The sequence below is a fragment of the Actinomadura sp. SCN-SB genome (genome assembly GCF_043906805.1).
Taxonomy (GTDB): domain Bacteria; phylum Actinomycetota; class Actinomycetes; order Streptosporangiales; family Streptosporangiaceae; genus Spirillospora.
On sequence record NZ_JBIMPP010000083.1, the window covers coordinates 1 to 23,864 of the forward strand.

General features: G+C 71.9%; 26 protein-coding genes and 1 tRNA gene. 10 read left to right on the plus strand and 17 right to left on the minus strand.

What is annotated here, in order from left to right:
- On the minus strand, positions 1-1,250 hold a 1,250-nt coding region (locus ACGWYJ_RS34205), incomplete at its 3' end, for a molecular chaperone DnaJ (RefSeq protein WP_395110713.1).
- 294 nt (positions 1,251-1,544) lie between these two features.
- Here ACGWYJ_RS34205 and ACGWYJ_RS34210 point away from each other — a divergent pair.
- The 9 genes from ACGWYJ_RS34210 to ACGWYJ_RS34250 all read left to right on the plus strand — a co-directional run bounded on the left by ACGWYJ_RS34210 (position 1,545) and on the right by ACGWYJ_RS34250 (position 11,178).
- Entirely contained in the window at positions 1,545-2,120 is a 576-nt protein-coding gene (locus ACGWYJ_RS34210) for a TerD family protein (RefSeq protein WP_395110714.1), read from the plus strand.
- A gap of 74 nt (positions 2,121-2,194) precedes the next feature.
- Positions 2,195-2,773, plus strand: coding sequence for a TerD family protein (locus ACGWYJ_RS34215; protein ID WP_285694810.1), 579 nt, complete (start codon positions 2,195-2,197; stop codon positions 2,771-2,773).
- Positions 2,774-2,807: 34 nt separating this feature from the next.
- Complete coding sequence (locus ACGWYJ_RS34220; RefSeq protein WP_395110715.1) at positions 2,808-3,941, plus strand: DUF475 domain-containing protein; 1,134 nt, start codon at positions 2,808-2,810, stop codon at positions 3,939-3,941.
- A gap of 139 nt (positions 3,942-4,080) precedes the next feature.
- Positions 4,081-4,659 carry a TerD family protein gene (locus ACGWYJ_RS34225; RefSeq protein ID WP_285694808.1) on the plus strand — a complete coding sequence of 193 codons (579 nt, stop codon included), beginning with the start codon at positions 4,081-4,083 and terminating at the stop codon, positions 4,657-4,659.
- A gap of 44 nt (positions 4,660-4,703) precedes the next feature.
- Positions 4,704-5,873: an HpcH/HpaI aldolase/citrate lyase family protein gene (locus ACGWYJ_RS34230; RefSeq protein ID WP_395110716.1), complete on the plus strand. Its 1,170-nt coding sequence runs from the start codon at positions 4,704-4,706 to the stop codon at positions 5,871-5,873.
- 83 nt (positions 5,874-5,956) lie between these two features.
- The gene (locus ACGWYJ_RS34235) at positions 5,957-8,413 is read left to right on the plus strand and encodes a phosphoribosyltransferase (RefSeq protein ID WP_395110717.1); all 2,457 of its coding nucleotides are present in this window, start codon (positions 5,957-5,959) and stop codon (positions 8,411-8,413) included.
- Positions 8,410-9,297, plus strand: a complete 888-nt coding sequence (locus tag ACGWYJ_RS34240) for an HAD family hydrolase (RefSeq protein ID WP_395110718.1) — start codon at positions 8,410-8,412, stop codon at positions 9,295-9,297. Before ACGWYJ_RS34235 ends, ACGWYJ_RS34240 begins: the two co-directional genes overlap by 4 nt.
- A gap of 77 nt (positions 9,298-9,374) precedes the next feature.
- Positions 9,375-10,688, plus strand: coding sequence for a hypothetical protein (locus tag ACGWYJ_RS34245; protein WP_395110719.1), 1,314 nt, complete (start codon positions 9,375-9,377; stop codon positions 10,686-10,688).
- A gap of 10 nt (positions 10,689-10,698) precedes the next feature.
- A complete protein-coding gene (locus ACGWYJ_RS34250) occupies positions 10,699-11,178 on the plus strand; it encodes a hypothetical protein (protein ID WP_395110720.1) in 480 nt (159 codons plus the stop codon).
- On the opposite strand, the gene ACGWYJ_RS34255 is transcribed toward ACGWYJ_RS34250, so the two are convergent.
- Positions 11,175-11,456: a YtxH domain-containing protein gene (locus ACGWYJ_RS34255; RefSeq protein WP_395110721.1), complete on the minus strand. Its 282-nt coding sequence runs from the start codon at positions 11,454-11,456 to the stop codon at positions 11,175-11,177. The two genes, ACGWYJ_RS34250 and ACGWYJ_RS34255, sit on opposite strands and share 4 nt — an antisense overlap.
- Before the next feature lie 141 nt (positions 11,457-11,597).
- On the opposite strand from ACGWYJ_RS34255, the gene ACGWYJ_RS34260 reads away from it, so the two are divergent.
- Positions 11,598-11,670 (plus strand) — tRNA-Asn (locus ACGWYJ_RS34260).
- A 76-nt stretch (positions 11,671-11,746) separates the two neighbouring features.
- On the opposite strand, the gene xerC is transcribed toward ACGWYJ_RS34260, so the two are convergent.
- The 15 genes from xerC to ACGWYJ_RS34335 all read right to left on the minus strand — a co-directional run bounded on the left by xerC (position 11,747) and on the right by ACGWYJ_RS34335 (position 23,735).
- Positions 11,747-13,021, minus strand: a complete 1,275-nt coding sequence (gene xerC, locus ACGWYJ_RS34265; RefSeq protein ID WP_395110722.1) for a tyrosine recombinase XerC — start codon at positions 13,019-13,021, stop codon at positions 11,747-11,749.
- A gap of 195 nt (positions 13,022-13,216) precedes the next feature.
- A complete protein-coding gene (locus ACGWYJ_RS34270) occupies positions 13,217-15,187 on the minus strand; it encodes a DUF3987 domain-containing protein (protein ID WP_395110723.1) in 1,971 nt (656 codons plus the stop codon).
- A 116-nt stretch (positions 15,188-15,303) separates the two neighbouring features.
- Positions 15,304-15,501, minus strand: coding sequence for a hypothetical protein (locus tag ACGWYJ_RS34275; RefSeq protein WP_395110724.1), 198 nt, complete (start codon positions 15,499-15,501; stop codon positions 15,304-15,306).
- The gene (locus ACGWYJ_RS34280) at positions 15,501-15,731 is read right to left on the minus strand and encodes a hypothetical protein (protein ID WP_395110725.1); all 231 of its coding nucleotides are present in this window, start codon (positions 15,729-15,731) and stop codon (positions 15,501-15,503) included. Before ACGWYJ_RS34280 ends, ACGWYJ_RS34275 begins: the two co-directional genes overlap by 1 nt.
- A gap of 105 nt (positions 15,732-15,836) precedes the next feature.
- Positions 15,837-16,235: a hypothetical protein gene (locus tag ACGWYJ_RS34285; protein ID WP_395110726.1), complete on the minus strand. Its 399-nt coding sequence runs from the start codon at positions 16,233-16,235 to the stop codon at positions 15,837-15,839.
- Between the two features lie 56 nt (positions 16,236-16,291).
- Positions 16,292-18,940 carry a DNA translocase FtsK gene (locus ACGWYJ_RS34290; RefSeq protein WP_395110727.1) on the minus strand — a complete coding sequence of 883 codons (2,649 nt, stop codon included), beginning with the start codon at positions 18,938-18,940 and terminating at the stop codon, positions 16,292-16,294.
- Positions 18,937-19,188, minus strand: coding sequence for a hypothetical protein (locus ACGWYJ_RS34295; RefSeq protein ID WP_395110728.1), 252 nt, complete (start codon positions 19,186-19,188; stop codon positions 18,937-18,939). Before ACGWYJ_RS34295 ends, ACGWYJ_RS34290 begins: the two co-directional genes overlap by 4 nt.
- 175 nt (positions 19,189-19,363) lie before the next feature.
- Complete coding sequence (locus tag ACGWYJ_RS34300) at positions 19,364-19,636, minus strand: hypothetical protein (protein WP_395110729.1); 273 nt, start codon at positions 19,634-19,636, stop codon at positions 19,364-19,366.
- A 92-nt stretch (positions 19,637-19,728) separates the two neighbouring features.
- Complete coding sequence (locus ACGWYJ_RS34305) at positions 19,729-19,983, minus strand: hypothetical protein (RefSeq protein ID WP_395110730.1); 255 nt, start codon at positions 19,981-19,983, stop codon at positions 19,729-19,731.
- 314 nt (positions 19,984-20,297) lie between these two features.
- Positions 20,298-20,534: a hypothetical protein gene (locus tag ACGWYJ_RS34310; protein ID WP_395110731.1), complete on the minus strand. Its 237-nt coding sequence runs from the start codon at positions 20,532-20,534 to the stop codon at positions 20,298-20,300.
- Positions 20,535-20,757: 223 nt separating this feature from the next.
- Entirely contained in the window at positions 20,758-21,084 is a 327-nt protein-coding gene (locus tag ACGWYJ_RS34315) for a hypothetical protein (protein ID WP_395110732.1), read from the minus strand.
- Complete coding sequence (locus ACGWYJ_RS34320; protein ID WP_395110733.1) at positions 21,084-22,469, minus strand: hypothetical protein; 1,386 nt, start codon at positions 22,467-22,469, stop codon at positions 21,084-21,086. The genes ACGWYJ_RS34315 and ACGWYJ_RS34320 overlap by 1 nt, the downstream gene beginning before the upstream one ends.
- Positions 22,469-23,221 carry a hypothetical protein gene (locus tag ACGWYJ_RS34325; protein WP_395110734.1) on the minus strand — a complete coding sequence of 251 codons (753 nt, stop codon included), beginning with the start codon at positions 23,219-23,221 and terminating at the stop codon, positions 22,469-22,471. The genes ACGWYJ_RS34320 and ACGWYJ_RS34325 overlap by 1 nt, the downstream gene beginning before the upstream one ends.
- A gap of 98 nt (positions 23,222-23,319) precedes the next feature.
- Positions 23,320-23,460, minus strand: a complete 141-nt coding sequence (locus ACGWYJ_RS34330; protein WP_395110735.1) for a hypothetical protein — start codon at positions 23,458-23,460, stop codon at positions 23,320-23,322.
- Positions 23,461-23,528: 68 nt separating this feature from the next.
- Positions 23,529-23,735, minus strand: coding sequence for a helix-turn-helix domain-containing protein (locus ACGWYJ_RS34335; protein ID WP_395110736.1), 207 nt, complete (start codon positions 23,733-23,735; stop codon positions 23,529-23,531).
- Positions 23,736-23,864: the final 129 nt, after the last annotated feature.

The following is a 23,864-nucleotide window of genomic DNA, read 5'->3' on the forward strand; positions in this document are numbered from 1 at the left end:
GTCTGGGCGGCGCGTTCGGCGCGGATCCTGGCGATCACGTCGCCGGCCGCCGTCTTGATCGACTCCAGCTCCTGGAGGTACGACCAGTAGTCCGGGTGCGGGCCGATCAGCCTGCGCGGGGCCCGGTCCAGCCGTTCCACCAGCTCGTCCAGGGCCCGCGCGTGGTGCGGGGCGGCGCCGCCCGGCTGGGCCATGGCGAGCTTCTGCGCGTCCCGGACGGCGAACCGGGCGGCCTCGGCGGGCTTGCCGGGGTCGGCCGCGGCCGCGTCCAGGTCGGCCACCCGGCCGGTGACCTGGTGCGCCCTGCGCTCGGCGGCGTTCAGCTCGGTACGGGCGGCCGTCAGGGCGCGCTGGGCCTGCTTCCACTCGTTGCGCGCGACGTGCCCGGACGCCTCGCCCAGCCGCTCCCGGGCACGCTCCACGCCGTCCTCCACGGCCTCGGGCGCGCCCTTGAGGTCCTGCCAGCAGGCCAGCGAGTAATTGCGCAGCAGCAGCTTCATCGCCTGCCTGACGGATTCGACCCGTCCCGCGACCATCTCCGAGCGGGTGCGGACGGAGGCCAGCGAGTTGCGCACCTTCTCACCCAGCCGGGGCAGCTCCTCGGCCGCCTCGCGGGCGCTCTCGGCGGCGCGGCGCACCTCGTCGGCCTTGTCCATCGCCCCGGCGAGCCCGAGCCCGCCCAGCCCCTGGGAGCCGAGCTGGGAGAGCGCCTCCTTGGCCCGTGCCAGCTCGGCCTCCGGGTCGGAGGCGTCCATGCCGGCCGCGCGGGCGGCGGCGATCGCGGCGTCGGCGGCGGCGACGGCGTCCCTGGCGGCGGTGAGCCGGGGCGGCAGCTGGTCGAGGGCCGCCTCCAGCCGGCTCATCTGCGGGGCCAGCCGCTCGGCGAACCGGTTCAGATCCGTGGTGATCTTCTTCAGCCGGTCGGTGACGGCGAGGAAGGCCCGCCGGGCGGAGTCGTACTCGGCCGGGCCACGCTCGCGGTCGTCGTCGAGGTCGTTGGCGTCCAGGACGGAGATATAGGCCATGGCCGCGGCGTCGGCGCTGTCGCTGAGCGCGGTGAACTCGTGACGCACGGGCGCCGCCGCGCGGGCGTCCAGATCGGCGAACACCGTGACCCGGCCCTGGAGGTACTTCTGGGCCTGGTCCATGTCGTAGAAGGCGGTGGCCGCGTCCTCGCGGGCCTGCACCGCCGCGGCGGCGGCCTGGTCCCCCCGGCCCCGGCGCCGCTGGTCGCCCCGTCCTGGTCGCAACGTGCCTCCCTTCCCTTCGCCTCCAGTCTCCCGCAGGACGCCCGAAGTCTTCACCTACCGGGCGAGATCGGTCCACCCGGGACCGCTCCGAACGGGCCGGTCCCGGGCGCGTCGGCCCGGCGGAAACGTCCCCGCCGCCCGCCCGCGTTCCGCCGACAGGATGGCGCCGGGCTCCGCCGAGCGCGGAATTCGGGCCTCCGCCCGGGCGGCAGGGAACGGATAGCATCGCTCCTACGTCGGGTATAGCGGGGCCGCGAAGGCGTCATCACACCTTGTATCGATCTTGGAGGCACAGTGGGTGTCAGTCTCAGCAAGGGCGGCAACGTCTCGCTCACCAAGCAAGCTCCCGGCCTGACCGCCGTGACCGTCGGGCTCGGCTGGGACCTGCGCACCACCACCGGTGCCGACTTCGACCTGGACGCCTCCGCGCTGGTGCTGGACGGCTCCGGGAAGATCGTGTCCGACCAGCACTTCGTGTTCTTCAACAACCTGCGCACCCCCGACGGCGGCGTCGAGCACACCGGCGACAACACCACCGGCGCGGGCGAGGGCGACGACGAGCAGATCAAGGTCGACTTCGCCGCCCTGCCCGACGCCGCCCAGCGGGTGGCCTTCGCGGTGTCGATCTACGAGGCCGATTCGCGCGGGCAGAACTTCGGCCAGGTCCGCAACGCCTTCATCCGCGTGGTCAACCAGGCGGACAACACCGAGATGGCCCGTTACGACCTGACCGAGGACGCCTCGACCGAGACCGCGATGGTGTTCGGCGAGCTGTACCGCAACGGCGCGGAGTGGAAGTTCCGCGCGGTCGGCCAGGGCTACGCCTCCGGCCTGGCCGGCATCGCCACCGACTTCGGCGTCAACATCTGACGGTTCCCCCCGGCCTCGCGGCCCCTCCCCGGTTTCCGCGCAGGCCACCCCGTAGCGACAGGGAGATTCCGATCATGGGAGTATCGCTCGCCAAAGGCGGCAACGTTTCGCTCACCAAGGCCGTCCCCGACCTCACCGCCGTCTCCGTCGGCCTGGGCTGGGACGTGCGGGCCACCACGGGTGCCGACTTCGACCTGGACGCCTCGGCCCTGCTGCTGGGCGGCGACGGCAAGGTACTCTCGGATCAGCACTTCGTCTTCTTCAACAACCTCAAGAGCCCGGACGGGTCCGTCGAGCACACCGGCGACAACCTGACCGGCGAGGGCGAGGGCGACGACGAGTCGATCAACGTGGATCTGCGGGCCGTCCCGGCCGAGTGCGAGCGGATCGTCTTCCCCGTGTCGATCTACGACGCCGACGCGCGCGGGCAGAGCTTCGGCCAGGTCCGCAACGCCTTCATCCGCATCGTCAACAGGACCGACGGCACCGAACTGGCCAGGTTCGACCTCACCGAGGACGCCTCCACCGAGACCGCCATGGTGTTCGGCGAGCTGTACCGGCGCGGTGGCGAGTGGAAGTTCCGCGCGGTCGGCCAGGGCTACGCCTCCGGCCTGGCCGGCATCGCCACCGACTTCGGCGTCAACGTCGCCTGATCCCGCATTTTTCCTTCCTCACAGAGACGTACGCATGATTCTTCGCACCTTCGGCTGGTCCTTCGGGGTCACCGCACTCGGCCTGCTGGCCGCGCTGTTCTACGGCGGGCCCGCGGGCCTGCTGCTGGTGGCGGTGCTGGCCATCCTCGAGATCTCGCTCTCCTTCGACAACGCCGTGGTCAACGCCAAGGTGCTGGATCGGATGAGCGCGTTCTGGCAGCGGATCTTCCTGACCGTCGGCATCGCCATCGCGGTGTTCGGGATGCGGCTGGTCTTCCCGCTGCTGATCGTGGTCATCACCGCGGGGCTCGGCCCGATCGAGGCCTTCGACCTCGCGCTGAACGATCCCGACCGATACCACCACGCGATGGAGACGGCGTACCCGACCATCGCCGCGTTCGGCGGGATGTTCCTGATGATGCTGTTCCTGAACTTCGTGTTCGACGACCACGAGCACAAGTGGCTGGCCTGGCTGGAGCGTCCCCTGGCTCGCATCGGCAAGCTGGACCAGCTTCCGGTGGTCGTGGCGGGCGGCACGCTGGCGCTGATCGCCGGGGTGTGGGCGGACGACCCGGGCGAGGTGATGATCGCCGGCGTGCTCGGCATGGTCACCTACATCCTGGTGAACGGGCTGGGCGAGCTGTTCTCCGAGGCGGGCGGCGTCGAGGAGGATCCCGAGGAGCCCGGGGAGCCGGGGGACGCCGTGGCGGTCAAGTCCGCGAACGGCGGGCCGAGCAAGCTGGCCATGGCCACCGGCAAGGCCGGCTTCTTCCTGTTCCTGTACCTGGAGGTGCTGGACGCCTCGTTCTCCTTCGACGGGGTCATCGGCGCGTTCGCGATCAGCACCGACCCGATCGTCATCGCGCTGGGCCTGGGCATCGGCGCCATGTACATCCGGTCGCTGACGGTCTTCCTCGTCCGCAAGGGAACCCTGCACGAGTACGTCTACCTGGAGCACGGCGCGCACTGGGCGATCGGCGCCCTGGCCGCCTGCATGCTGATCGGCATCGCGTCGCACGTGCCCGAGTGGATCACCGGCGGGCTCGGCGCGGGCCTGATCGTCGCGGCGTTCATCAGCTCGGTGCTCCGCAACCGCCAGGAGGGCGAGGAGGCCGGGGACGAGCCCGCGGGCGAGGACGAGCCGGTCCGCTCGGCGAGCAAGGTCTGAGGGGCCGCCCGCGACCGAGGAGCCGTCCGAGAACCCCGTCACAGCAGGCACCAGTACCCGGCGACGGGACCCGTCACAGGGGCCTGCCCGACGAGCCGCCACGGGGGCGGCGCCATCGAACTCAGCAGAGGAGCCGAGGATGTCGATCTCGCTGCAGAAGGGCCAGAAGGTCTCGCTGGAGAAACCGGGCGGCGGTGGCCTGACCAGGGTGAAGATGGGTCTGGGCTGGGACGCCGTGGCCAGGAAGGGCCTGTTCGGCAGGTCCAAGGCGCAGAACATCGACCTGGACGCGTCCTGCCTGCTGTTCGACGCCAGCGGCAACCTCGCCGACTCGGTGTGGTTTCGCCAGCTGCGCAGCAAGGACGGGTCGGTGCTGCACACCGGCGACAACCTGACCGGCGAGGGCGAGGGCGACGACGAGGTGATCAACGTCGATCTGTCCGCGGTGCCGCCCAACATCAGCCAGCTGGTGTTCACCGTCAACTCCTTCACCGGCCAGGACTTCTCGCAGATCGAGAACGCCTTCTGCCGGCTGGTGGACGAGTCCACCGGCCAGGAGATCGCCCGCTACGAGCTGACCGGCTCGGGCCGGCACAACGCGCAGATCATGGCCAAGGTGTCCAGGGACGGGCAGGGCTGGTCGATGACGGCGATCGGCGCCACCGCGAACGGCCGCACCTTCCAGCACCTCCTGCCGGCGGTCTCCGCCCACCTGTGACGCCGTGATCTGGGCTGCCGTCCGAGCGGGAGGAACCGAAGTGCATGCGGCACTTTGATCACATCGACCCCGCCCGCCGGAAGCATCTGTTCCACCGGCATCCGCGCGCCTTCGACCGGCACGGCGACCCGGAGGTGCTGGCCGTCGCGCTGGGCGCCACGCTCTACAGCCCGGCGACCCGCCCGGCGCTGGCCGAGGACGTCGTCAAGGCGGCGCGGCGCGGTGTGACCAGCATGGTGCTGTGCCTGGAGGACGCGATCGCCGACGAGGACGTGGAGGCGGCCGAGGCCAACCTGGTGGCGCAGCTGGAACGGCTCCTGCCGTCCGGCGCCCCGTCGGTGGCCGAGCCGCCGCTGCTGTTCGTGCGCGTCCGTACCCCCGAGCAGATCGGCGACCTGGCCGGGCGGCTCGGCGCGGCGGCGGGGCTGGTCAGCGGGTTCGTCATCCCCAAGTTCACCCCCGGGCCCGGTGGCGAGTTCCTGGACGCGGTCGCCGACGCCGAGGACCGCGTCGGGCACCGGTTGCTGGCCATGCCGGTCATCGAGAGCCCGCAGGCGGTCTACCGGGAGTCGAGGACCGAGCTGTTACAGGACGTGGCGCGGCTGCTGGCCAAGCACCGGGAGCGGGTGCTCGCGGTGCGGATCGGCGCGACCGACATGTCCGCGGCCTACGGGCTGCGCCGCCCGCCCGACCTGACCATCTACGACATCGGCCCGGTCGCCGGGGTGATCGCCGACGTGGTGAACATCCTGGGCCGTGCGGACGGCACGGGGTTCGTGGTGACCGGGCCGGTCTGGGAGTACTTCTCCGCCGGAGAGCGGATGTTCAAGCCGCAGCTGCGGCAGTCGCCGTTCGAGGCGCAGCGGGCCGCGCGGCTGCGGCAGCGCCTGATCACCTCCGACCTGGACGGGCTGATCCGCGAGGTCCACCTGGACAAGGCCAACGGCCTGATCGGCAAGACGGTCATCCATCCCAGCCATGTGGCGGCCGTCCACGCCCTGTCGGTGGTGACGCACGAGGAGTACTGCGACGCCTCCGACATCCTGGAGGAGACCGGTGGAGGGGCGATGGCCAGCGTCTACGCCAACAAGATGAACGAGGCCAAGCCGCACCGCGCCTGGGCCGAGCGGCTGATGCTGCGCGCCCAGGTGTTCGGGGTGGCGGCCGAGGGCGTCACGTTCGTCGAGCTGCTCGAAGCGGCGGGTGGCCGGTGAACGTGGACGCGACGGCGCCCGCGGCTCCGGAAGAGCCTCCAGGGGAGCGCCGAGAGCGTGCGGGGACCTGGCCGGGGGAGTGGGTGGCCGCGCGTCTGGGCGTCCGTCTCCACGACCGTGAACGCCCTGCGGGGGCCGGCCTGGAAGACCTGGTGGGCCTCGCGGTGCGCCGCAACCCCCGGCGCGCGCATCTGCTGGTGTCGGCCGTACTGGGCAAGCACGTCCCCACCGACCCGCGCCTTGTGTACGGGGCGGGCCTGTTACTGGGCGACCTCGTCAGGCGATGCCTCGGGTCGCCACCGCGTGAGGCCGGCACCTTGCTGCGGGATGCTCTGCACGGGCGTCCGGGGGCGGCCTCGGGCCTGCGTGATCGCCTGACGGAGCCACGTGAGCCCGTGGACGCGGTCGTGCTCGGCTATGCGGAGACCGCGACCGCCTTGGGGCACTCCGTGGCGGATGCTCTGGGGGGCGCCTTCTACCTGCACTCGACCCGACGTCCCGTCGAGGGCTTCGATACCTATGGGGGCTTCGAGGAGGAGCACAGTCACGCCACGAGCCACCTGCTCCTCCCAGGCGACCCCGGCCTGCTCGGCAGGGACGTGCCGCTCGTCCTGGTGGACGACGAGTTGTCCACCGGGCGGACGGTGATGAACACCATCGGGGCGTTGCACGCGGTCCGTCCACGCGAGCGGTATGTGGTGGCCGCCCTGGTCGATCTGCGCGGGGACGATGACAGGGCGTCCTTCGCGTCCTTCGCCGCCTCCCTGGGAGCCCGCATCGATGTCGTGTCGCTGGCCACGGGACGGGTAGCGCTGCCTGACGGCATCCTTGAGGCCGGACAGGCTCTGGTGGCCTCTCTGGTGGAGAGCGAGCCGTTCGCCGGGGAGGCGCGGCCCCATGCCGTGGCGCGGGTGGACCTGTCGTGGCCGGAGGAGCTCCCTGATGGGGGACGGCACGGATTCCTGCCCGAGCATCGCGAGAGGTTGGAGAAAGATCTGCCGGGCATGGCGAGCCGTCTCGTCCCCTTCGTCGAGGGCGCGAACCGGGTGCTGGTCCTGGGCTTCGAGGAGTTGATGTACGCGCCGCTGCGCCTGGCCGAGGCTTTGGCCGACGCGCTACCGGACGGCGTGGACGTGCGCTACTCCACCACGACCCGCTCACCCGTCCTCGCTGTGGACGACCCCGGCTACGCCATCCGCACACGGCTGGTGTTCCCCGCGCACGACGACCCGGCCGATGGGCCGGGCGAACGGTACGCCTACAACGTCTCCCGTGACTTCGACGCGATCGTGTTCGTGGTCGACGACGTCGGTGATACGCCTGCCCTTGAGGACGGCCTGGTCGCGCAACTGTCACGGCTGGCGCCCGTGGTGCTGGCCACCGTCCCCTCGCACAGGCGCGCGGGGTCGGCCAGGGCGCTCTACGGACCCGCCTTCGGCAGCTACCCGGCCGAGGACGTGGCGTGGCTCCTCAAGGACCTGTCCCACGTGCGCCTTGAGGCGCCCACAGAAGAGCGCGAAGCGGCCATACAGGCGGGGCGGGCTCACTACGCCGAATCCCTGCCCATCGAGTATCAGCCCAGCCCCGCGTACCAGAAGCTCTTCCACCAGGCCCTGGACGCGTCCGCGGAAAGGCTGGCCTACGCGACCGGGGTCATCACCGAAATGATCCTGGCCGAACGCGGACGCGACGCCGTGCTGGTGTCCCTGGCACGCGCGGGCACCCCCGTCGGGATTCTGGTGCGGCGCTGGGCGCGGTTCGCGCACGGCCTCGACCTGCCGCATTACGCGATCAGCATCGTGCGGGGACGCGGCATAGACGATGTCGCTCTGGCCTACATCGCCGCCCGGCACGACCCGGCGCGGGTGATGTTCGTGGACGGCTGGACGGGCAAGGGCGCCATCACCCGGGAACTCACCGCGGCCCTCGACGCGCACGCGGCCGCCACCGGACGGCGGCTCCCCGACGACCTGGCGGTGCTGGCCGACCCCGGCCGGTGCACGCGCCTGCACGGCACCAGGGACGACTTCCTCATCCCGTCCGCCTGCCTGAACTCGACGGTGTCGGGGCTGGTCAGCCGTACCGTCCTGAACCGCGACCTGATCGGGCCCGGCGACTTCCACGGCGCCAAGTTCTACGCGGAGCTGGCCGAGGCCGACGTCTCCGCGGTCTTCCTCGACGCGGTCTGCGCCCGCTTCCCCGACGTCGCCGGACGGGTCGCCGCGGACCTGCCGGGCCTGCTCGCCGCGGACCGTACGCCCGACTGGTCGGGCTGGGAGGCCGTCCGGGAGGTGGGCCAGGCGCACGGCATCGACGACCTCAACCTGATCAAGCCGGGGGTGGGGGAGACCACCCGCGTGCTGCTGCGCCGCGTCCCATGGAAGGTCCTGGCCAGGGCGGACGCGGGGGAGGACCTGACGCACATCAGGCTGCTGGCCGCCGAACGGGGCGTTCCTGTGGAAGAGGTCGAGCCCGATGCGATCCCGTACGCCTGCATGGGATTGATTCACCCCCGGTTCGGACAGGGGGCCGTGCAATGAGCGTTCTCGTATGCACCGACCTCGACCGCACGCTCATCTACTCCACGTCGGCCCTCGGCTTGGACGGCCGTCCCGACGCGAGCATGCCCCGTCTTCTGTGCGTGGAGCTGTATCACGCGGTGCCTCTCTCTTACATGACGGAGACGGCGGCCCGTGCTCTGGAGGCCCTCGCCGAGATGACCACGCTCGTCCCTACGACGACGCGTACACCCGAGCAATACGCCCGCGTTCACCTGCTGGAGAAGCCCGCGCCCTACGCCATCTGCGCGAACGGCGGACGCATCCTGGTGGACGGCATCGAAGACCTCGACTGGTCGGCCGCCGTCCAAGCGCGCGCGGCGGAGTCGGGCACGTCCTTGGACGAGGTACGTGAACAGCTCGTACGCGTGAGCGGGCCGTTCGTCCTCAAACGCCGCGAAGCCTCAGGGCTGTTCGCCTATGCCGTGGTGGACAGAAAGGCGATGCCCCCAGGTTGGGTCGAGGACCTGTCCGGCTGGTGCGCCGAACGCGGCTGGCGTACGTCCCTCCAAGGCCGCAAGGTGTACTGCCTACCCGAGAGCCTCACCAAGGCCGCCGCGGCGGCAGAGGTGGCCCGGCGCGCCGGCACCCAACGCATGCTGGCCGCAGGGGACTCCCTCCTCGACACCGAACTCCTGGAAGCCGCGCACGCCTCCATCAGGCCCGCCCACGGCGAACTGCACGACACCGGGTGGACGTCCCCCTCCACCGCCGTCACCACCGCGAGCGGCATCGCCGCGGGAGAGGAGATCACCGCCTGGCTGCTCGACCAGGCCGGGAATCGCCTGGCAATCACGAAACCGTGGCGGCCGACGAAGACAAACACCGCCGGACGTAGGGTCGCCCAAGCCCCCGTTCAACGGTAACAATCGGATGACCCTTGGAACCCCGCACCCTTGCCGCGCCACCCGCCCCGACGAGGCGCGATGTGATCGGGAGGTCCATGACTACCCGTCTGACAGGTGACGAGACCGCGTTGTGGGAAGCCGCGGCCCGGGTGCTCGATGCCAACTGGACGGGGACCGCCACCATCCCGTCACCCGGCCTCTACCCGCACCAGTGGAGCTGGGACTCCGCGTTCGTCTGCATGGGCCTCGCCCGGCACCGCCGCGACCGCGCCGAACAGGAACTGCTGTCCCTCTTCCGCGGCCAGTGGGCCGACGGCCTGCTTCCGCACATCGTTTTCAACCGCACCCTTGCCCGGCACGCGTACTTCCCCGGCCCCGAACTATGGCGCAGTGACCGCCAGCCCGGCGCGCCTCGCGGCGTCCACACCTCCGGCCTCACCCAGCCACCCCTGCACGCCCTAGCCGCGTTGCGCCTCCACGAATGCGCTCACCCTTCCGAGGCCGAACGCAGCCGGGCCTTCCTGCAACGCCTCTACCCGATGCTGGTGGAGCAGCACCGCTACCTCGCCCAATCCCGGGACCTGTGCTCCAGCGGCCTGATGTCCATATGCCACCCCTGGGAATCCGGTCTCGACAACAGCCCCGCCTGGGACGACCCCCTCAGCGCCGTCCAGCCCCCACCGGCCCACTACACCCGGCGATCCCACCCCACAGGCGAGGACTACGACCGCTACGTATGGCTCGTCACCCTCCTACGCGAATCCGGCTACGGAACCGGCTACTTGCGCGACGCCCACCCCTTCGCCGTAGAGGACCCCCTGGTCAACGCCACCTACCTCGCCTCCACCCACGCCCTGGCCGAACTCGCCCAGATCATCGGCCGTGACCCCGTACCGCACCAGGAACGCGCCCAGCGCATCCACCGCGCGCTCCTCGACCGGCTATGGGACTGCGACGCCGGCTGCTTCCGCGCACGCGACATCCGCGCCGACACCCTCCTGCCCGTCGTCACGGTCACCGCCTTCGCGCCGCTCCTCGACCCGGAACTCCCAACCCCCCACGTCCGCAACCTGGTGGACCTGCTGCTGTCCGCCCGCTTCGCCGGAGCCGCCGGATACCCCGTCCCCACCTGCGACCTCCAGGCCCCCACGTTCGACCGCCACGCATACTGGCGCGGTCCCACCTGGGTCAACACCAACTGGCTCCTGTGGCTCGGCGCCCTCGGCCACGGCCTCGGCGTCATCGCCGACCTTCTCTACGGCTCCACGCTGCGCCTCGTCCGCCAATCGGGGTTCCGCGAGTTCTTCGACCCCTTCGACGGATCGGGCCACGGCAGCCACGACTACAGCTGGTCCGCCGCCCTCATCCTTGACCTCCTCGGTGCCCGCCGCGCCCCGCAGGCCGCGTAACGTGAGGTCCATGCGCCTCTCCCGGCAGATCCGCGACCGGCTCACCCTGGAGAAGGGCGAGCGCGCCCTGGCCACCGCACCCACCCGCGGAGGCTCCTACGTCGTCGCGACCTCCACCGCCCTGCACCTCCCGACCCCCTCCGGAACCTTCACCCGCCTGCCCTGGGAACGCATCGACCAGGCGTCCTGGAAGGACGGCTGGCTCCACGTCCACGAAACGGCGGGCGGCCCCGAGCACCACGTCCGCCTGGTCGAACCCGGCTCCGTCCCCGAGACCGTACGGGAACGCGTCACCGCCACCGTCGTGATCAGCCGCGACGCCCGGCTCCCCAGCGGGGGCACCGTACGGATCGCGGGCCGCCGCCCCGCCACCGGCGGGGACGTCCGCTGGTCGTTCGTCTTCGCCCCAGGTCTGGACCCGTCCGACCCGGGCCTGCGGGCCCAGGCCGAACAGGTCCTCCAAGACCTGCGCCGGCAGACCGGCCTCTAGGGCTTGGCCGTCTCCTGCCGGGGATCCTCGTACTCGCGCGGCATCTCCCGGTTCCGCCCTGCGATCCGCTGCCCGATCTGCTCGGGCACCCGTTCCCTGGCGGCCCCAGCGATCTCGCCGCCCTTGCTGCGCAGCGTCTCGGCGGCCTCCTGGACCTTGGGGTTCTCGCCCAGCCGCCGCGTCGCCTGCAAGATCTGCTCGTACCGTTCGCGCCCGGCCTTCGTCCCCAGGACGTAGCCGACCGCCGCACCCATGATGAACGTCGTGCGGAATTTCATACCAACCCCCGGGTCAGCGGTGTAGTGCCCCTCCCACATACCCAGAAACCGCCCGCCCAGTCGCCCGGCCTTTAACCGTGCGCGAACACCTCCCGGCATGCGCTAACCTAGACCCGCTGGCAGGCCACCAAGCCCGCCCCATCCCGCGTAGCTCAATCGGCAGAGCAGCCGGCTGTTAACCGGCAGGTTATTGGTTCGAGTCCAATCGCGGGAGCACCAACGTGCCTCCATAACAGCAGGTCACGCCCCATCCCGAATGATCGGCACGGGGCTTTCGCGTCCCTGCATGACTAACTGCTTGACGAAGGTCCGGCCAATCTCCCCGGGAACAGCCGGTCCATCTCGGTGGCGCCGTCCTCCAGGACGGGCCGCAGCTGCAGCCGGTAGACGGTCTCGGTGACACGTGTGTTGCTGTGCCCAACCAGACGAGCGATGTCCTCGATCGCCATCCCGTGGTCGGAGAGCAGCGACACGAAGCTGTGCCGCAGCTCCCGCGGCGTCCACTCCGCAGCTTCCAGCCCGGCCAGCTCGGCGACCTTTCGGAAGGCCCTCAAGACGCTCATAGGGTCGCGCTCGCCGCCGTCCTCGGCCGGAAAGACCAGCCGGTCCGGCTGGAGCGGGAAGGCGCCGCCAGCGTCCATGTGGGCGGCTCCCTGCTCGCTGTAGAGGTCATGCAGGGCCAGGACGCAGCGAGCAGGCAGCTTGAGGCTGCGCCGCGACTTCTCGGTCTTGGTATCGCCGCCCCTGCGCACCGACCGCCACACGTGGACGGCGAATTCCTGGTGTTCCCATCCGGCCTCGTCGACCGGCCGCCATTCCTGGCGATCGCCGTCGTAGGCGACCACATGAGACCAGCGCAGGGCTCGCAACTCCTCCGTCCGCGCGCCGGTGAGCAGCGCCAGGACGATGTAGGCGTGCATGTCCGCGCGGCCGGCCTTCTCGGACGCGTCCAGGAGAGCGACGGCCTGGTCGAGGGTGAGGGACTTGGACGGGCGGCCGCTCTTGCCCTTGGGCACCTCGCACAGCAGGACGACATTCCGCTTCACTTTGTCGCGCGCCTGGGCACGCGCAACGGTGCGCTTGAGGATGGAATGCAGCTCGCGCAGCGTCTTGGTGCTGTGCGTCTTCGCCTTCTTGGCCAGCCAGCGGTCCACATCGTCGGCGGAAAGCTCGCGCAGCTTCCGCGCGCCGAGGTCGGGAATGATGTGGTTCTTGGCCAGGCTAGTACGGTTCTTCACCGTGTTCTCGTCCCGTCCGGCCAGTCCGTACTCCAGCCAGTTCTCGACGGCTTGGGCGACGGTGTATTTGGTGTCCTCGCTGGGCAGGCCGTCATCGCGGTCGCGCAGCTTCCGCTGCAGCTTCTTGAGAGCCCTGCTCTTGCTCTTGTCGCTGGCCGTCCGGACGATGCGCTTGCCAGCGGGCGTGTACCCGACCGTGACCGAGGCGATCCAGCGCTTCCGGCTCTCGCTCCAGTGCAGCCCGCCATCACCGCGCGGACGCTGCCTCCGCTTGGGCTTGTCGCCCTCATCGGGCTCTTTGGGCGTGTCGAGGGTGGTTTTGGGCATGCCGATCTCCTCCAGGCGATCCTGACAGTGAGTGATGGATGTGAGGGACGAAACGGGGGTCTGCACGCCTGCACGCCTGCACGCATGCACGTAATGCACAACAACGGGTTTCTGTGCATTGTGTGCATGCGTGCAAGCGTGCGAGCCCGCGCCGAGGCCCGCTGGCCGGTGACGCTGCGTGACGTGGTTCGGTGGTCATGGCGTGGCTTCCGCGGGGGCCTCGGGGTAGGTCTCGTACACGGCCGCGGGGATGCGGCCGCCGCCGTTGCGGGGTGGGGTGGGCAGGCGCCTGATCCAGCCGTGGGCCTCCAGGACGCGTAGCCCTGGCTCCAGGTCGGCGACCTTGCGGAAGCGGGGTCTGAGGGCCTGTACGGCGTCGCGGGCGGTGAAGCGGTGGACGCCGGTGCGGACGATCCAGTCGCGCAGGGCGCGGGCGTCGGCCAGGTCGGGGTCGGCGCCGATGAGGTCGTAGGCGGCTTGGGCGTGGGCGAGGAAGTACTCGCCGATCTGTCGGGCCTGGGCGAAGGTGGCGGCGGTGATGGGGCGGTGCCAGGCGCCGTGATGGTGCTGGGCCAGGTGGAGGAGGCCGGCGATGCGGACGACGGCGCCGGGGTATTTGCCGCCCCAGTCGGGCATGTGCGCCAGGTCGTTGCCGGGCCGGAAGCGCGGCTCGGTGTCGGCGAGCAGCTCTTGGACGGCGGCGATGGCGGTGTCGCTGAAGTTCAGGGTGATCGGCTCGGCGAGGCTGTGCAGCCGGGTGATGAGGCTGGACAGCGTGGCCGCATAGGTCTGGGTGATGTGCGCGGGGATGAGTTCGGGGGCGTGGTCGCGGTAGCCCAGCAGCGAGGCCGGCACCGCGTACAGGATCCGGCCGAGCAGGCCCTGGCCGCGGAATTGGGGCGTGTCGGCCAGCCCGGCCAGGACGTCGGGCTGGGTGCACACGCCGAGTGTCACGTGCGCGGATTCGATGATCTCCGAGGGGCGGCCGACGCGGTCGATGCGCATGCCCTCGCCAGCGTGGCCGTGCTTGAGGACGGCGAAGTTGGGCGCGCCGCTGTAGCGGCCGGCGGCGATGGAGAAGATTTCGCCTTCGGGGGACAGCACCGCCATCCGGCCGCCCTGCTGGGCGAGCAGCGAGGTCAGGACTTCGGGGGTGGCGTCGTCGGAGAACAGCCGCGGCTCAGGCGGCACCTGCAGCTCGGCGAGCCGTTCAGCGGCGATCTGCGCATCGCCCAGGTGCTGCTCACGAACGACGGCGTCGATGGCGTTGATCGCTGCCTTTTCGGCCTTTTCCAGGTCGGCCTCGGCGACGCGGCGTTGCAGGGCGATTTCGGTGATGACCGGCTGCGCGGCGTCCCGTAGTGCGGCCTCGGCGTCCCGGATCGGCGCGGTCATCGCGGCGAACACCTCGGATTTGCGATTGCCGGGGCCGAGGGCGATGACGGTGAAGATGTTGGTGGGCTCGCGCCAGCCGCGGGCCTGGACCCACACCTTGCCGCCGGCGGCGACGGCGAGCACCGCCAGGCCGAGGCAGCCGGCCAGGTCGTGCGGCGTCTGGGTCTGCTCTGCCAGCCGTGCGGCGTACTCGCCGAGCCAGTCCGGCAGCGTCGGCAACGGAAAGGTCGGCAGTTCCCGCGTGGCCTCCAGTGGCGTAGGCGCTGGCCAGTTGCGCGCGTCCGCGGTGGTGATGTGCTGGACGGCGGCAGTGACCGCGCCGCGCAGGTCGGTGGACTCGCCGTCGGCGGCTTGGCGGCCGAGCTGGGTGAGCCGGATTCCGGTTGAGGCGACCTCGCGGGCGTAGGCGAGATCGGCCAGCCGGTGCGCGTAGTAGCCGACTTGGGCCGAGGAGATCGTCTCGGCGATCAGGGTGTGCAGGTAGGGGGCGCCACCGACCTTGCCGAGCTGCCGGGCGCCCAGCTCGGCCGCGACGGCGGTGGGCTCGCAGGGGTCGCCGCGATCGGCCAGTGCGCAGATGGCCTGCCAGATCACCTGATGGGCGGGCCGGTAGAACTCGCCGCCGTCCAGCAACGCCCGGGCCTCGGTCACCGCCCGGGGTGACAGCATCATCGCCCCGAGGACCTGCTGCTCGGCGCTGAGGTCGTGCGGCAACGACCGGGCCAGGTCGACGTCATCGTCAGGGTCGGGAACGACGGTGAGGTTGGCCAAGGCAGACTCCCTCTCGGATGCGCGGACATGCTTCGCATTGGGTGTGCATGGTGCGGCTGGTGTGACTTGATGGGCGAAAAAGCCCGGGCCGTCCGGCGGCCCGGGCCTGGGGCTGATCAGGTCAGGCCGGTGGGCTCACCCGCGGGCCGGGCCGGGCGGGTCGCGGCGTCCAGGCCGCCTTTGACCTCATCGCCGAGCGCGAGGTGGGCCCGCCGGTCGGCGGGGTCGGTGGGAGCGGGCATGGCGCCGGCGGCGATCCGCAGCGCCTGGACCAGCCGCTCGCCTTCGCGGGTGGGCATGCGCACGTCGATCATCAGGGGCACCTTCTGATGAGGACGGTGCTGGTGGCGTAGGTGTGGGCGCCGACCAGCGGCGCGGCCGCCAGCACGGCCGCCGTGGCGGGCCAGGCCGCCTCGCCGGTCAGGCCGGTCAGCGTGCACACCGCGCCGATGATGAAGAAGCAGGCGGCGACGCCGCCGCGCAGGGCGTCGTCGGTGCCGGGGCCGTGTTCGGGGCGGCCGGCCGGTCGTGGGATTGTGCTCATTGATCGGTTCTCCTTCCGAGGGATGTGGAGGGGGTCGGTCGGGACGGCCCCGGCGCGGGCGTTGTGGAAGATGTGCGGCGCCGGGGCCGTCAGGTCATGGCCTGGTCAGTTGCGGGCCGGGACGCGGGCGAGGTCCTCGACGATCGCCGTCAGCGCGTCGCCGAGGGTGCGCAGGCTCTCGTTGAGCCGGTCGGCGTCCTCGGGGTTGCTCATCGACTCCCCGATGGCGCTGTTGCGCAGGATGCCGCCGAGCCGGTCGCGGACGATGTCGACGAGGGCGGTGAGGGCGGCCCGGTGGGAGCGGCGCATCTCCAGCGTCTCGCTGTACAGCTGGGCGCCGCCGCCGTCCAGGACGGTGTCGATGGACTGGGCGAAGGTGGTCATCGCGTCCATCACCTCGGCGGCCTGGGTCAGGCCGTCGTCCTCCAGCCGGTCGGTGATGTCGGCGACCTGGTCCAGGTCCAGGTTCAGGACCTGCAGGGCGGTCGTGCGGTCGTCGGACATGTGATCGGTTCCCCTTTCGGTGTAGGGGCGACGGGCCGGTGCCCGCCGCCGGTTGGTCACGCCTGGTGGCGTGCCTCGCTCTCGGCCTGGCCGTCGCCGGCGGGGCCGGGGGCGTGGTCGCGGTGCTGCTCGGCGTCCTGCGCGCCGGGCTCGTCCCGCTGGTCCTGGCGGGCGGGGAGCTGCCAGCCGCCGCCCTGGGCGGGCTGGACTCGGCCCTCGGCCACGAGGCGGGCCATGTGCCGGTAGATGCTGGGGCGGCTCAGCCCCGTGGCCTCGGCCAGCGGCTGCCAGGTCAGCGGGCCGCCTCCGCCCGCCCGCAAGGCCGTCAGCAGTTGCTCGGGCATCGGCGGCTCACCCTCGCCTTGCGGGGCGTCCGGGGTCGCCTGCGGAGCGGCGTCCGGCGCTGGGTGCTCGGCGGGGGCCGGGGTCGGTTCCGTGCGGTGAGCGGGCCCGCCAGCGGGCGCGGATGTGCCTGCTTGGGCCGGGGCATCGCTGGCGGGGACGGCGGCGTGTCCGGCCTCGTACGGGGCGGTCCCGGCCTCGCCATGGCCGGCCGTGGCGTTCGTGGTGGCGTCCTCGGGCCGGTCGTGGTGGTCCAGGTCGACGGCGTCGCCGGCGGGCGCGCCCTGGCGCTTGCAGTGCCGGACCACGCGGGCGATCTCCTTGTCGGAGACGTAGGCGTTCTGCAGCCGGATCGGGGTGGAGGCGCCGACCGGGTTGAACAGCGCGTCGCCCTGGCCGAGAAGCTTCTCGGCGCCGGGGCCGTCCAGGATCACGCGGCTGTCGGCCAGGGATGACACGGCGAACGCCAGCCGGGACGGGACGTTGGCCTTGATCAGTCCGGTGACCACGTCCACGCTGGGGCGCTGGGTGGCCAGCACCAGGTGGATCCCGGCGGCGCGGGCGAGCTGGGTGATGCGGACGATGGAGCTCTCCACGTCCTTGGGCGCGACCATCATCAGGTCGGCCAGTTCGTCCACGATCACGACCAGGTACGGGAAGGGCTTGGCGGGGTGGCCGTTGACGGGGGCCTTGAACTTTCCGGCCTGGGCGGCGGCGTTGAAGTCGTCGATGTGCCGGAACCCGGTGGCGGCCAGGGCGTCGTAGCGGCGGTCCATCTCGCCGGTGACCCACGTCAGGGCCTCGGCGGCCTTGCGCGGGTTGGTGATGATGGGGGTGAGCAGGTGCGGGATGCCCTGGTAGTGGGTCAGCTCGACCCTCTTGGGGTCGATCAGGATCATCCGGACCTCGTCGGGGGTGGCCCGCATCAGCATCGAGATGATCAGGCCGTTGATGCAGGTGGACTTGCCCGCACCGGTCGCGCCGGCGACCAGGAGGTGCGGCATCTTGGCCAGGTTGGCCACCACCGTGCGGCCCTCGACGTCCTTGCCGAGGCCGACGATGAGCGGGTGCCGCGCGGACTCGGCGGCCGCGGCGCGCAGCACGTCCCCGAGGCTGACGATCTCCTTGGTCTCGTTGGGGATCTCCAGCCCGATCGCGGACTTGCCGGGGATCGGCGTCAGGATCCGCAGCTGCGGCGCCTTGGTGGCCACCGCGAGCGTCTTGTGCAGGCCGGTGATCTTCTCGGCCTTGGTGCCGTCGCCCACCGCGATCTCGTACTGGGTGACGGTCGGGCCCCGGGTGTAGCCGACCACGCGCGCATCGACCTTGTGATCGGCGAACACCTTGGCGATCTGCGCGCTGACGCGTTCGGCCTCCCGGCCACCGCCCGCCCGGGGCGGCGCCGACCGCAGCAGGGCATCATCGGGCAACCCGTACCGGCCCGCGGCGGCCTCGACCGGACCTCCGGGGCCGCCCGGTTGGCCGGGGGCGGTGAGGGGCGCGTCAACGGCGGGAAAACCGTGCGGCGGGGTGTCCTCGATACCGACCGGCGCCGGACCGGGCGCAGGCGCCGCCGGCACCTCCTCGGCCGCTGCGGCCGCGTCCCCGGCCTCGGCCGGAGCGGCACCGCACCGCCACACGACCACCACGGCGGCCGCCACTGCGGCCAGCATCACCAGCGGGTGTACTGCGGCCGACTGCAGCACCGCCACCACGGCGACGGCGGTCCCGCCGCCACGCGCCCACCGCAGCCTGGCGCGGGCCGATTCGATCTCCTCGGGGGCAAGCTTGGCAGTGGCCTCGGCCTCCAGCATCCGCGCGTGTTCCTTGGCCTGGCGGGCACGGGCCCGGTCCTGGCGGTCGGTGGCCGCGGCCAGCTCGACCGCCTCGCGGGCGGCGGCCTTGGCCTGGGCCCTGCGGTCCTTGGCCACCCGCTCGACCATCTGCTCATCGGTGATGTCGGCGGTGGTCAGCCACGCACGGGCCCGGGCGCGGGCGACCGGCCAGCCGCGGCGCATCCGCGCCCGCTGCCCCACGATCGCCAGCCACAGCCGCCCGTTGACCTGACCGGCCGCCCGCTTGGCCGCCCGCCTGGCGGCGGCCTCCACGGCCTCACCGGTCGTCAACGGCGGCCGGTCCCGCTCCTTGACCAGGCTCACCCGCGGCTCGTCCTGCTGGCCGGTGCCGAACGCGGCGGCGTACTCGCGTGCGGCCTGTTCCGCCTGCTGCGCCGGTGTGGTGCCGTCGGACCCGCCTGCCATGGCGGCGCGGCCGCGGATGCGGTCCCACAGCGTGAGGCGGTACCGGCGCGGCAGCTCGGCCTCGCGCGTCACCTCGGGCTGCTCGGGTTGGTGCTGGCTCACGGCTGGTCTCCTTCGAGGATCCGGGTGATCTGGGCGATGTGGGCGTCCAGCGTCTGGGTGATCGCCTCGGCGAACGAGGCGGCGGTCTGGTCGGGCAGCTCGGCCACCAGGCCGCGCCAGTGGTCCCAGGCCGCAGCGGCGGCGGCCGCCGGTTTCCCGGCGGCGCGGGCGGCGCGGCGCTTGGCCGCGTAGTGCTCGGCCCGGTTGACCCGGCGCCGGCGGGCGAGCTCGGCAGGCGACAAAGCCACGGATGTACCTCCCGGACGGGGCGTCTCACAGGGGTGTCTCAAGGAGCGGGTTCGCGCGCGCGCGTGCGCGCGCGCCTTGGGGTTTGTCAAGAGGGAATCTGGAAGGGGTGAGACAGGCCGGTGAGACACCGCCGTGAGACCGGGGCCGCACCGGCCCACCCCTGGAGCCACAGACTCAGCCGCCGCTCCCGGAGCCCCCCGAGCCGGGGCCGGTGACGGTGCTGAACATCGTGGCGACGCCGGTGCCCAGCGACGCGGTCACCTGCCGGGCCATCAGGCCGAACAGCGAGCCCGACAGCAGCACACCCGCGGTGAACGCCGCGACCACGTGCGTGGGCCTGGCCTTCTTGTGCTTGAGGATGTACCAGAGGAAACCCAGGATGAGCAGGGTCATGATCAACCCGCCCGTGGCCTCCCCCGGCACCTGGGTCGGCGCCTGCTGGTTCATGATGAAGGTCCTCCTTCGGACTCAGATCTGCAGGAGATGGCCGGGGGCCAGATCCAGGCCAAGGAAGCCTGGCCCCCGGCCGGCTAGAGGGATCAGGACTGGCCGTCCCGCTCGGCGCGGGCGGCATTGACCTGTCTCAGCAGGTCATCGGGATGCGGACGGCCCGCCAGGGCCGAGGGGCAATGCGCCGGGCACCGCGGCCCGACCGGGTACGGACGCACCGCGGTGGTGCTGCCGCACGCGCCGGCGGCCGCCGACCAGTACCCGCACACCCCGGCCAGCAGCGGCGTGACCTGCGGCCCTACCGGGCGGGCGTGGTGAACCGGCCGTCCCGGCTGCACTGCCACACGTCCTGGCTGCGGCCGGTGCCGCCCTCGCGGCCCTTCCAGGTCACCGGGCCGGCGCTGCCGCACTTGGGGCAGCACACGCTCACTTGCCCTTGCTGTCGCTCTGACGTGGGTCCTTGCCCTTGGGAAAGGACGACTTCCACATCGAGGACGTCGGCGCGGTGGCGCTTCCACCGCTGCTGGTGCGCTGATCGGACATACTGGGACCTGCCTCTCTGTGAGGTGGCCTCGCCGGATGTCTTTCCTAGGGACTCCTCCGGCGGGGCCTTTTTGCAGCTCAGGGACCGGATGGCCCCTGATGATCGGGGTGGTGGTCACCGGGCACCCCCGGCCACCAGCGAGGGCCAGGCGCCCACCGGCGCCGGGCATCCGGGTGCGGCGGCCGCCAGCCGGGGCCGCGGCCGCACTCCGCACAGCGGGTAGCACCGCGACGCGCCGCCCTGCCGCTTGATCGCGCGCTCGCGGTAGCGGTCACCAGGCCAGACACGGGCCAGCCGCCACTCGATTCCGGCCGCGCGCACCACCTGCAGCAGTCGCGCGCCCGTGCCCATCTCGTGCTGGAACAGACGGGTCTCCAGGTCGCGGGTGTGCCCGAGTAGTGCCGCGCGTGCTGGTAGGGCCGGGAGAAATGCAGCAGGTAGACCACGCCGGCGGCGCGGCAGCGACGGCACAGCGGGAACAGCTCGCGCGCCGTCCCCGCCAACCGGACCAGCGCGGCGTCGGCACCCAGCACCGCCAGGCGGGCGTCGCAGGCCAGGCACGGGCGGCGGCCCGTCATGACCGCTCCCGCGCCAGCTCGGCAGCCACCGCCAGGCCCTCGGCTACCAGAGCGTCCGGAACGGCGCCCGGCGCCGGGGAGAGACCGATCTCCTCCAGGTGACCGGCGATGTAGGCGGTCGGAGCCAGCTCACCGGCCGCAGCCGCCGCGACCGCCGCGCGGGCGTGCGTCAGCAGCTGGACGTAGGCCATGTGCAGCTCGGCGTACCGAAGCCGCCACTCCTGCGCGCGGGCGTTCGCCACCGCGACCGCCCTGCGCAGCTCGGCCGGATTCCGCGACAGCGTCAGCGGAGACGGCGCCGCGATCGTCTTGGCAGCCGCCATCACCGCTCACCTCCGACCACGGTCAGCGGTCGGCGAGCCGGGACGGCCGCCTGGCCGTCGCGGCCGGGCCGGTCGCCGGTGTCGGGCAGGTCGGCCACGATCTCGGCCTCCAGGTCGCGCGCCCGCTGCTCATACAGCTCGCGCACATGCCGCGCCCGCTCGTACCCGATCCCCAGGGCGGCTTTGATCGCGCGGTAGGGGGCGTCTTCGGGAACGCGCCCGGCGTCGATCGCGTCCGTCAGTTCCTGGACCAGTTCGTCATCGGTCCGGCGGCGCGGCGGCGTCGCCGAGGGACGCGCGGACGGCGGTACCGGAACACCCTTGTTCGGACGCCTCCGCGAGGCCCCGGACGGCGTTCCCGCCTTGGCCCGTCGTGGCCGATAGGCGCCGGTTCGCTGCCCGTCCCCGCCATATGGCTCGGACACGGCCTCGGCGGCGGGACGGGCGATGACAGGCAGCGCCCGCCGCCCCTGGCGCGGCACCGGCCACGCGGTCACGGGGAACGCCTCAGGAACGCGCCGCGCACCCTCCAGCGGCGCCTCCTCGGGGCGCGGAACGGGCACGGTGTGAGCCTGGGCGCCGGGGGCGTGTTCGAACATCTCGGCCAGCCGCAGCGTCGGGTCGCCGTGCTCGTCGTGCCAGGGGTCGGCGTCGGCGATGCTGTGGTCGATCACGCCGATCAGGTGCGCGGTCACCGCGGCGCCGACCGGGCCGAGGGCATGCGCGAACATGCTGCCGATGGCCTCGGGCCCGGCGTGCGCGGCGTCCTGCGGGATGGCCGCGACCAGGTTGAGGAAGATGCTGGTGACCAGCGAACCGGCGGCGATCTTCTCGGCCGAGTTGTCGAGCTTGCCGCCGTTGGCGGCCAGCCGGGCCCGCACGATGATGATCCAGACCACGGCCGAGATCAGCACCGGCTCCAGGATCCACAGCGCCCACCACACCGTGGTGTGCGCGTCCACTCCCATCAGCCGGGCGGCGCCGGCCTGCACACCGGTCGTCGACCAGGCCGCGCACCCGACCAGCACCGGGACCAGGATCCGCAGGTTCAGCGCGCGCAGCCGGGCCAGGGCCAGGGCGCGGGCCTCGCCGGAGCGGGCCATCAGCGCCTTGATCCGGGTCCGCTCTCCCTCGGCGCGGTAGGTCCGGTACAGCGCGGCCAGCTCGGCGTCCGCGGCAGCGGCAGCCTCACGCTCGGTGCGCTCCAGCTCGGCGCGCCTGCTCTCCTCGGCCACGTCCCGAGTCGCGCGCTGGTGCGCGGCCTCGGCGCGCGCCCGGGCCAGCTCATCGGCCCGCTTGGCCGCCGCCAGCTCCCGTTCACGTTCCAGCTCGGCCGCCAGCTCCCGCGGATCGGTCACGGCCGGGCCCTGCGTCTTGCGCGCCATCACCGGCCTCCGTCCCGGCCCGAGGGCTCATCGCCGAGTGGAACAACGGTGCCGCCGGCCAGGCGGGTACGCGCGTCCAAGGCGTGCCCGTCACACATCAGCCCGTCACCGCCAGCGGCGTCGGTGACCCGCCACCGCACCGGCTCGGGGCACGGGATATCGCCGCGGTCGTAGTCCCAGCGGCGATCACAGCCCATGGCACGGCACCACGACCGGCCCCCGGTCGCCGAGATGGTGTTCCCGTGCTGAGGGCACACCGGCCAGCCGATCCGACACGCATCGGTCGGCACCGCCGCGATCCGCTCCAACGTCTCGGCCGCCGCGCGCAGCTCACGACCGACTTCGCGGGCCTGCCCTGCCGCCTCCGGCAGCCGGAACCCGGCCCGCCGGGTCAGGTCACCTGTTGTCCGCTCGTCCATCGTCATGGCCACCGGCCCAGCCGAGCCAGACTGGAAGTCGGTGTGCGCTGCCCGGATGGCCTCGGCCAGCTCATCGGCCAGCAGCGCGATCCCCTGCAGGTGCTCCGGCGTGACCGGCCTGCCCGTACTGGGATCGAGGTCGCTGGCGGGCACGGCGCGCTTTGGCGTAGCCAGCTTGTTGAGCTCGGCTGCGAACCGGGTGTACTGGTCGCGAATCCTGACCGGGGCCTCAGCCAAGGGTGTGAGGTCGGCGCCGATGGCGCGCTTGCGGGCGGCATACACCATGTCCGGCGTGATCGAGGGGGTCACTGAGCCCTGGTCGTCGGCGCCCATGTGGTCGGTCGTGTGAGAATGAGAGTTCATCGGGTTGGACCTCCACGGTCCGATCAAGGCCCTCGTCCGGCGGTTGCGTCGCCAGGACGAGGGCCGCTCTACGTCTGCGAGCTCTTGAATCGCACCTGCAGGTAGGCGCGCACATTCGCCGAGGCACCACGGCACGGGTATGCCTCGGACGCCTCGGAGACTTCGGCAAGCACCTCGGCGCCGGCCGCGACCTCCTCCGGCAGCCCCATCAGCCGCACCCGCAAACCCGACATGGGTCCGGGACCGGCCGAACTGGGGGAGTGGGAGCCGCGGGCCATCAGCCGGCCTCGCTCTCCAGCAGCGCGATGTACTCGGCGATCGCCGAACCCGGGATCCGCCGCGCCCGGCCCTCCCGGACCGACCGCAGCCGCCCCGAACGGATCAGCTCGTAGATCACCGTCCGGGACAGCGACAACATCTCCATCGCCTCAGTGACCCGGTACAACCGCGTCGACGACGGTGTCTGCAAGGACGAGATGGACACGAGGGGATACCTCCATGGCAGTAGGGGACCGCGGGGGTCCGTAGACGTCGGCACGTAACCGCCCTAGTTCACTAGGACAGTCGAGCTAGTCTGACTGTAGACTGACCTAGTCAGGTCGGTCAAGCCATC

Excerpts from the sequence above, each read along its gene's own strand:
- ACGWYJ_RS34215 (WP_285694810.1), top strand. The coding sequence starts at position 2,195 with ATGGGAGTATCGCTCGCCAAAGGCGGCAACGTTTCGCTCACCAAGGCC.
- ACGWYJ_RS34220 (WP_395110715.1), top strand. The coding sequence starts at position 2,808 with ATGATTCTTCGCACCTTCGGCTGGTCCTTCGGGGTCACCGCACTCGGC.
- ACGWYJ_RS34225 (WP_285694808.1), top strand. The coding sequence starts at position 4,081 with ATGTCGATCTCGCTGCAGAAGGGCCAGAAGGTCTCGCTGGAGAAACCG.
- ACGWYJ_RS34230 (WP_395110716.1), top strand. The coding sequence starts at position 4,704 with ATGCGGCACTTTGATCACATCGACCCCGCCCGCCGGAAGCATCTGTTC.
- ACGWYJ_RS34240 (WP_395110718.1), top strand. The coding sequence starts at position 8,410 with ATGAGCGTTCTCGTATGCACCGACCTCGACCGCACGCTCATCTACTCC.
- ACGWYJ_RS34245 (WP_395110719.1), top strand. The coding sequence starts at position 9,375 with ATGACTACCCGTCTGACAGGTGACGAGACCGCGTTGTGGGAAGCCGCG.
- ACGWYJ_RS34250 (WP_395110720.1), top strand. The coding sequence starts at position 10,699 with ATGCGCCTCTCCCGGCAGATCCGCGACCGGCTCACCCTGGAGAAGGGC.
- ACGWYJ_RS34255 (WP_395110721.1), bottom strand. The coding sequence starts at position 11,456 with ATGAAATTCCGCACGACGTTCATCATGGGTGCGGCGGTCGGCTACGTC.
- xerC (WP_395110722.1), bottom strand. The coding sequence starts at position 13,021 with ATGCCCAAAACCACCCTCGACACGCCCAAAGAGCCCGATGAGGGCGAC.
- ACGWYJ_RS34275 (WP_395110724.1), bottom strand. The coding sequence starts at position 15,501 with ATGATCGACGTGCGCATGCCCACCCGCGAAGGCGAGCGGCTGGTCCAG.
- ACGWYJ_RS34280 (WP_395110725.1), bottom strand. The coding sequence starts at position 15,731 with ATGAGCACAATCCCACGACCGGCCGGCCGCCCCGAACACGGCCCCGGC.
- ACGWYJ_RS34285 (WP_395110726.1), bottom strand. The coding sequence starts at position 16,235 with ATGTCCGACGACCGCACGACCGCCCTGCAGGTCCTGAACCTGGACCTG.
- ACGWYJ_RS34300 (WP_395110729.1), bottom strand. The coding sequence starts at position 19,636 with ATGAACCAGCAGGCGCCGACCCAGGTGCCGGGGGAGGCCACGGGCGGG.
- ACGWYJ_RS34310 (WP_395110731.1), bottom strand. The coding sequence starts at position 20,534 with ATGGGCACGGGCGCGCGACTGCTGCAGGTGGTGCGCGCGGCCGGAATC.
- ACGWYJ_RS34315 (WP_395110732.1), bottom strand. The coding sequence starts at position 21,084 with ATGGCGGCTGCCAAGACGATCGCGGCGCCGTCTCCGCTGACGCTGTCG.
- ACGWYJ_RS34320 (WP_395110733.1), bottom strand. The coding sequence starts at position 22,469 with ATGGCGCGCAAGACGCAGGGCCCGGCCGTGACCGATCCGCGGGAGCTG.
- ACGWYJ_RS34325 (WP_395110734.1), bottom strand. The coding sequence starts at position 23,221 with ATGGGCGCCGACGACCAGGGCTCAGTGACCCCCTCGATCACGCCGGAC.
- ACGWYJ_RS34330 (WP_395110735.1), bottom strand. The coding sequence starts at position 23,460 with ATGGGGCTGCCGGAGGAGGTCGCGGCCGGCGCCGAGGTGCTTGCCGAA.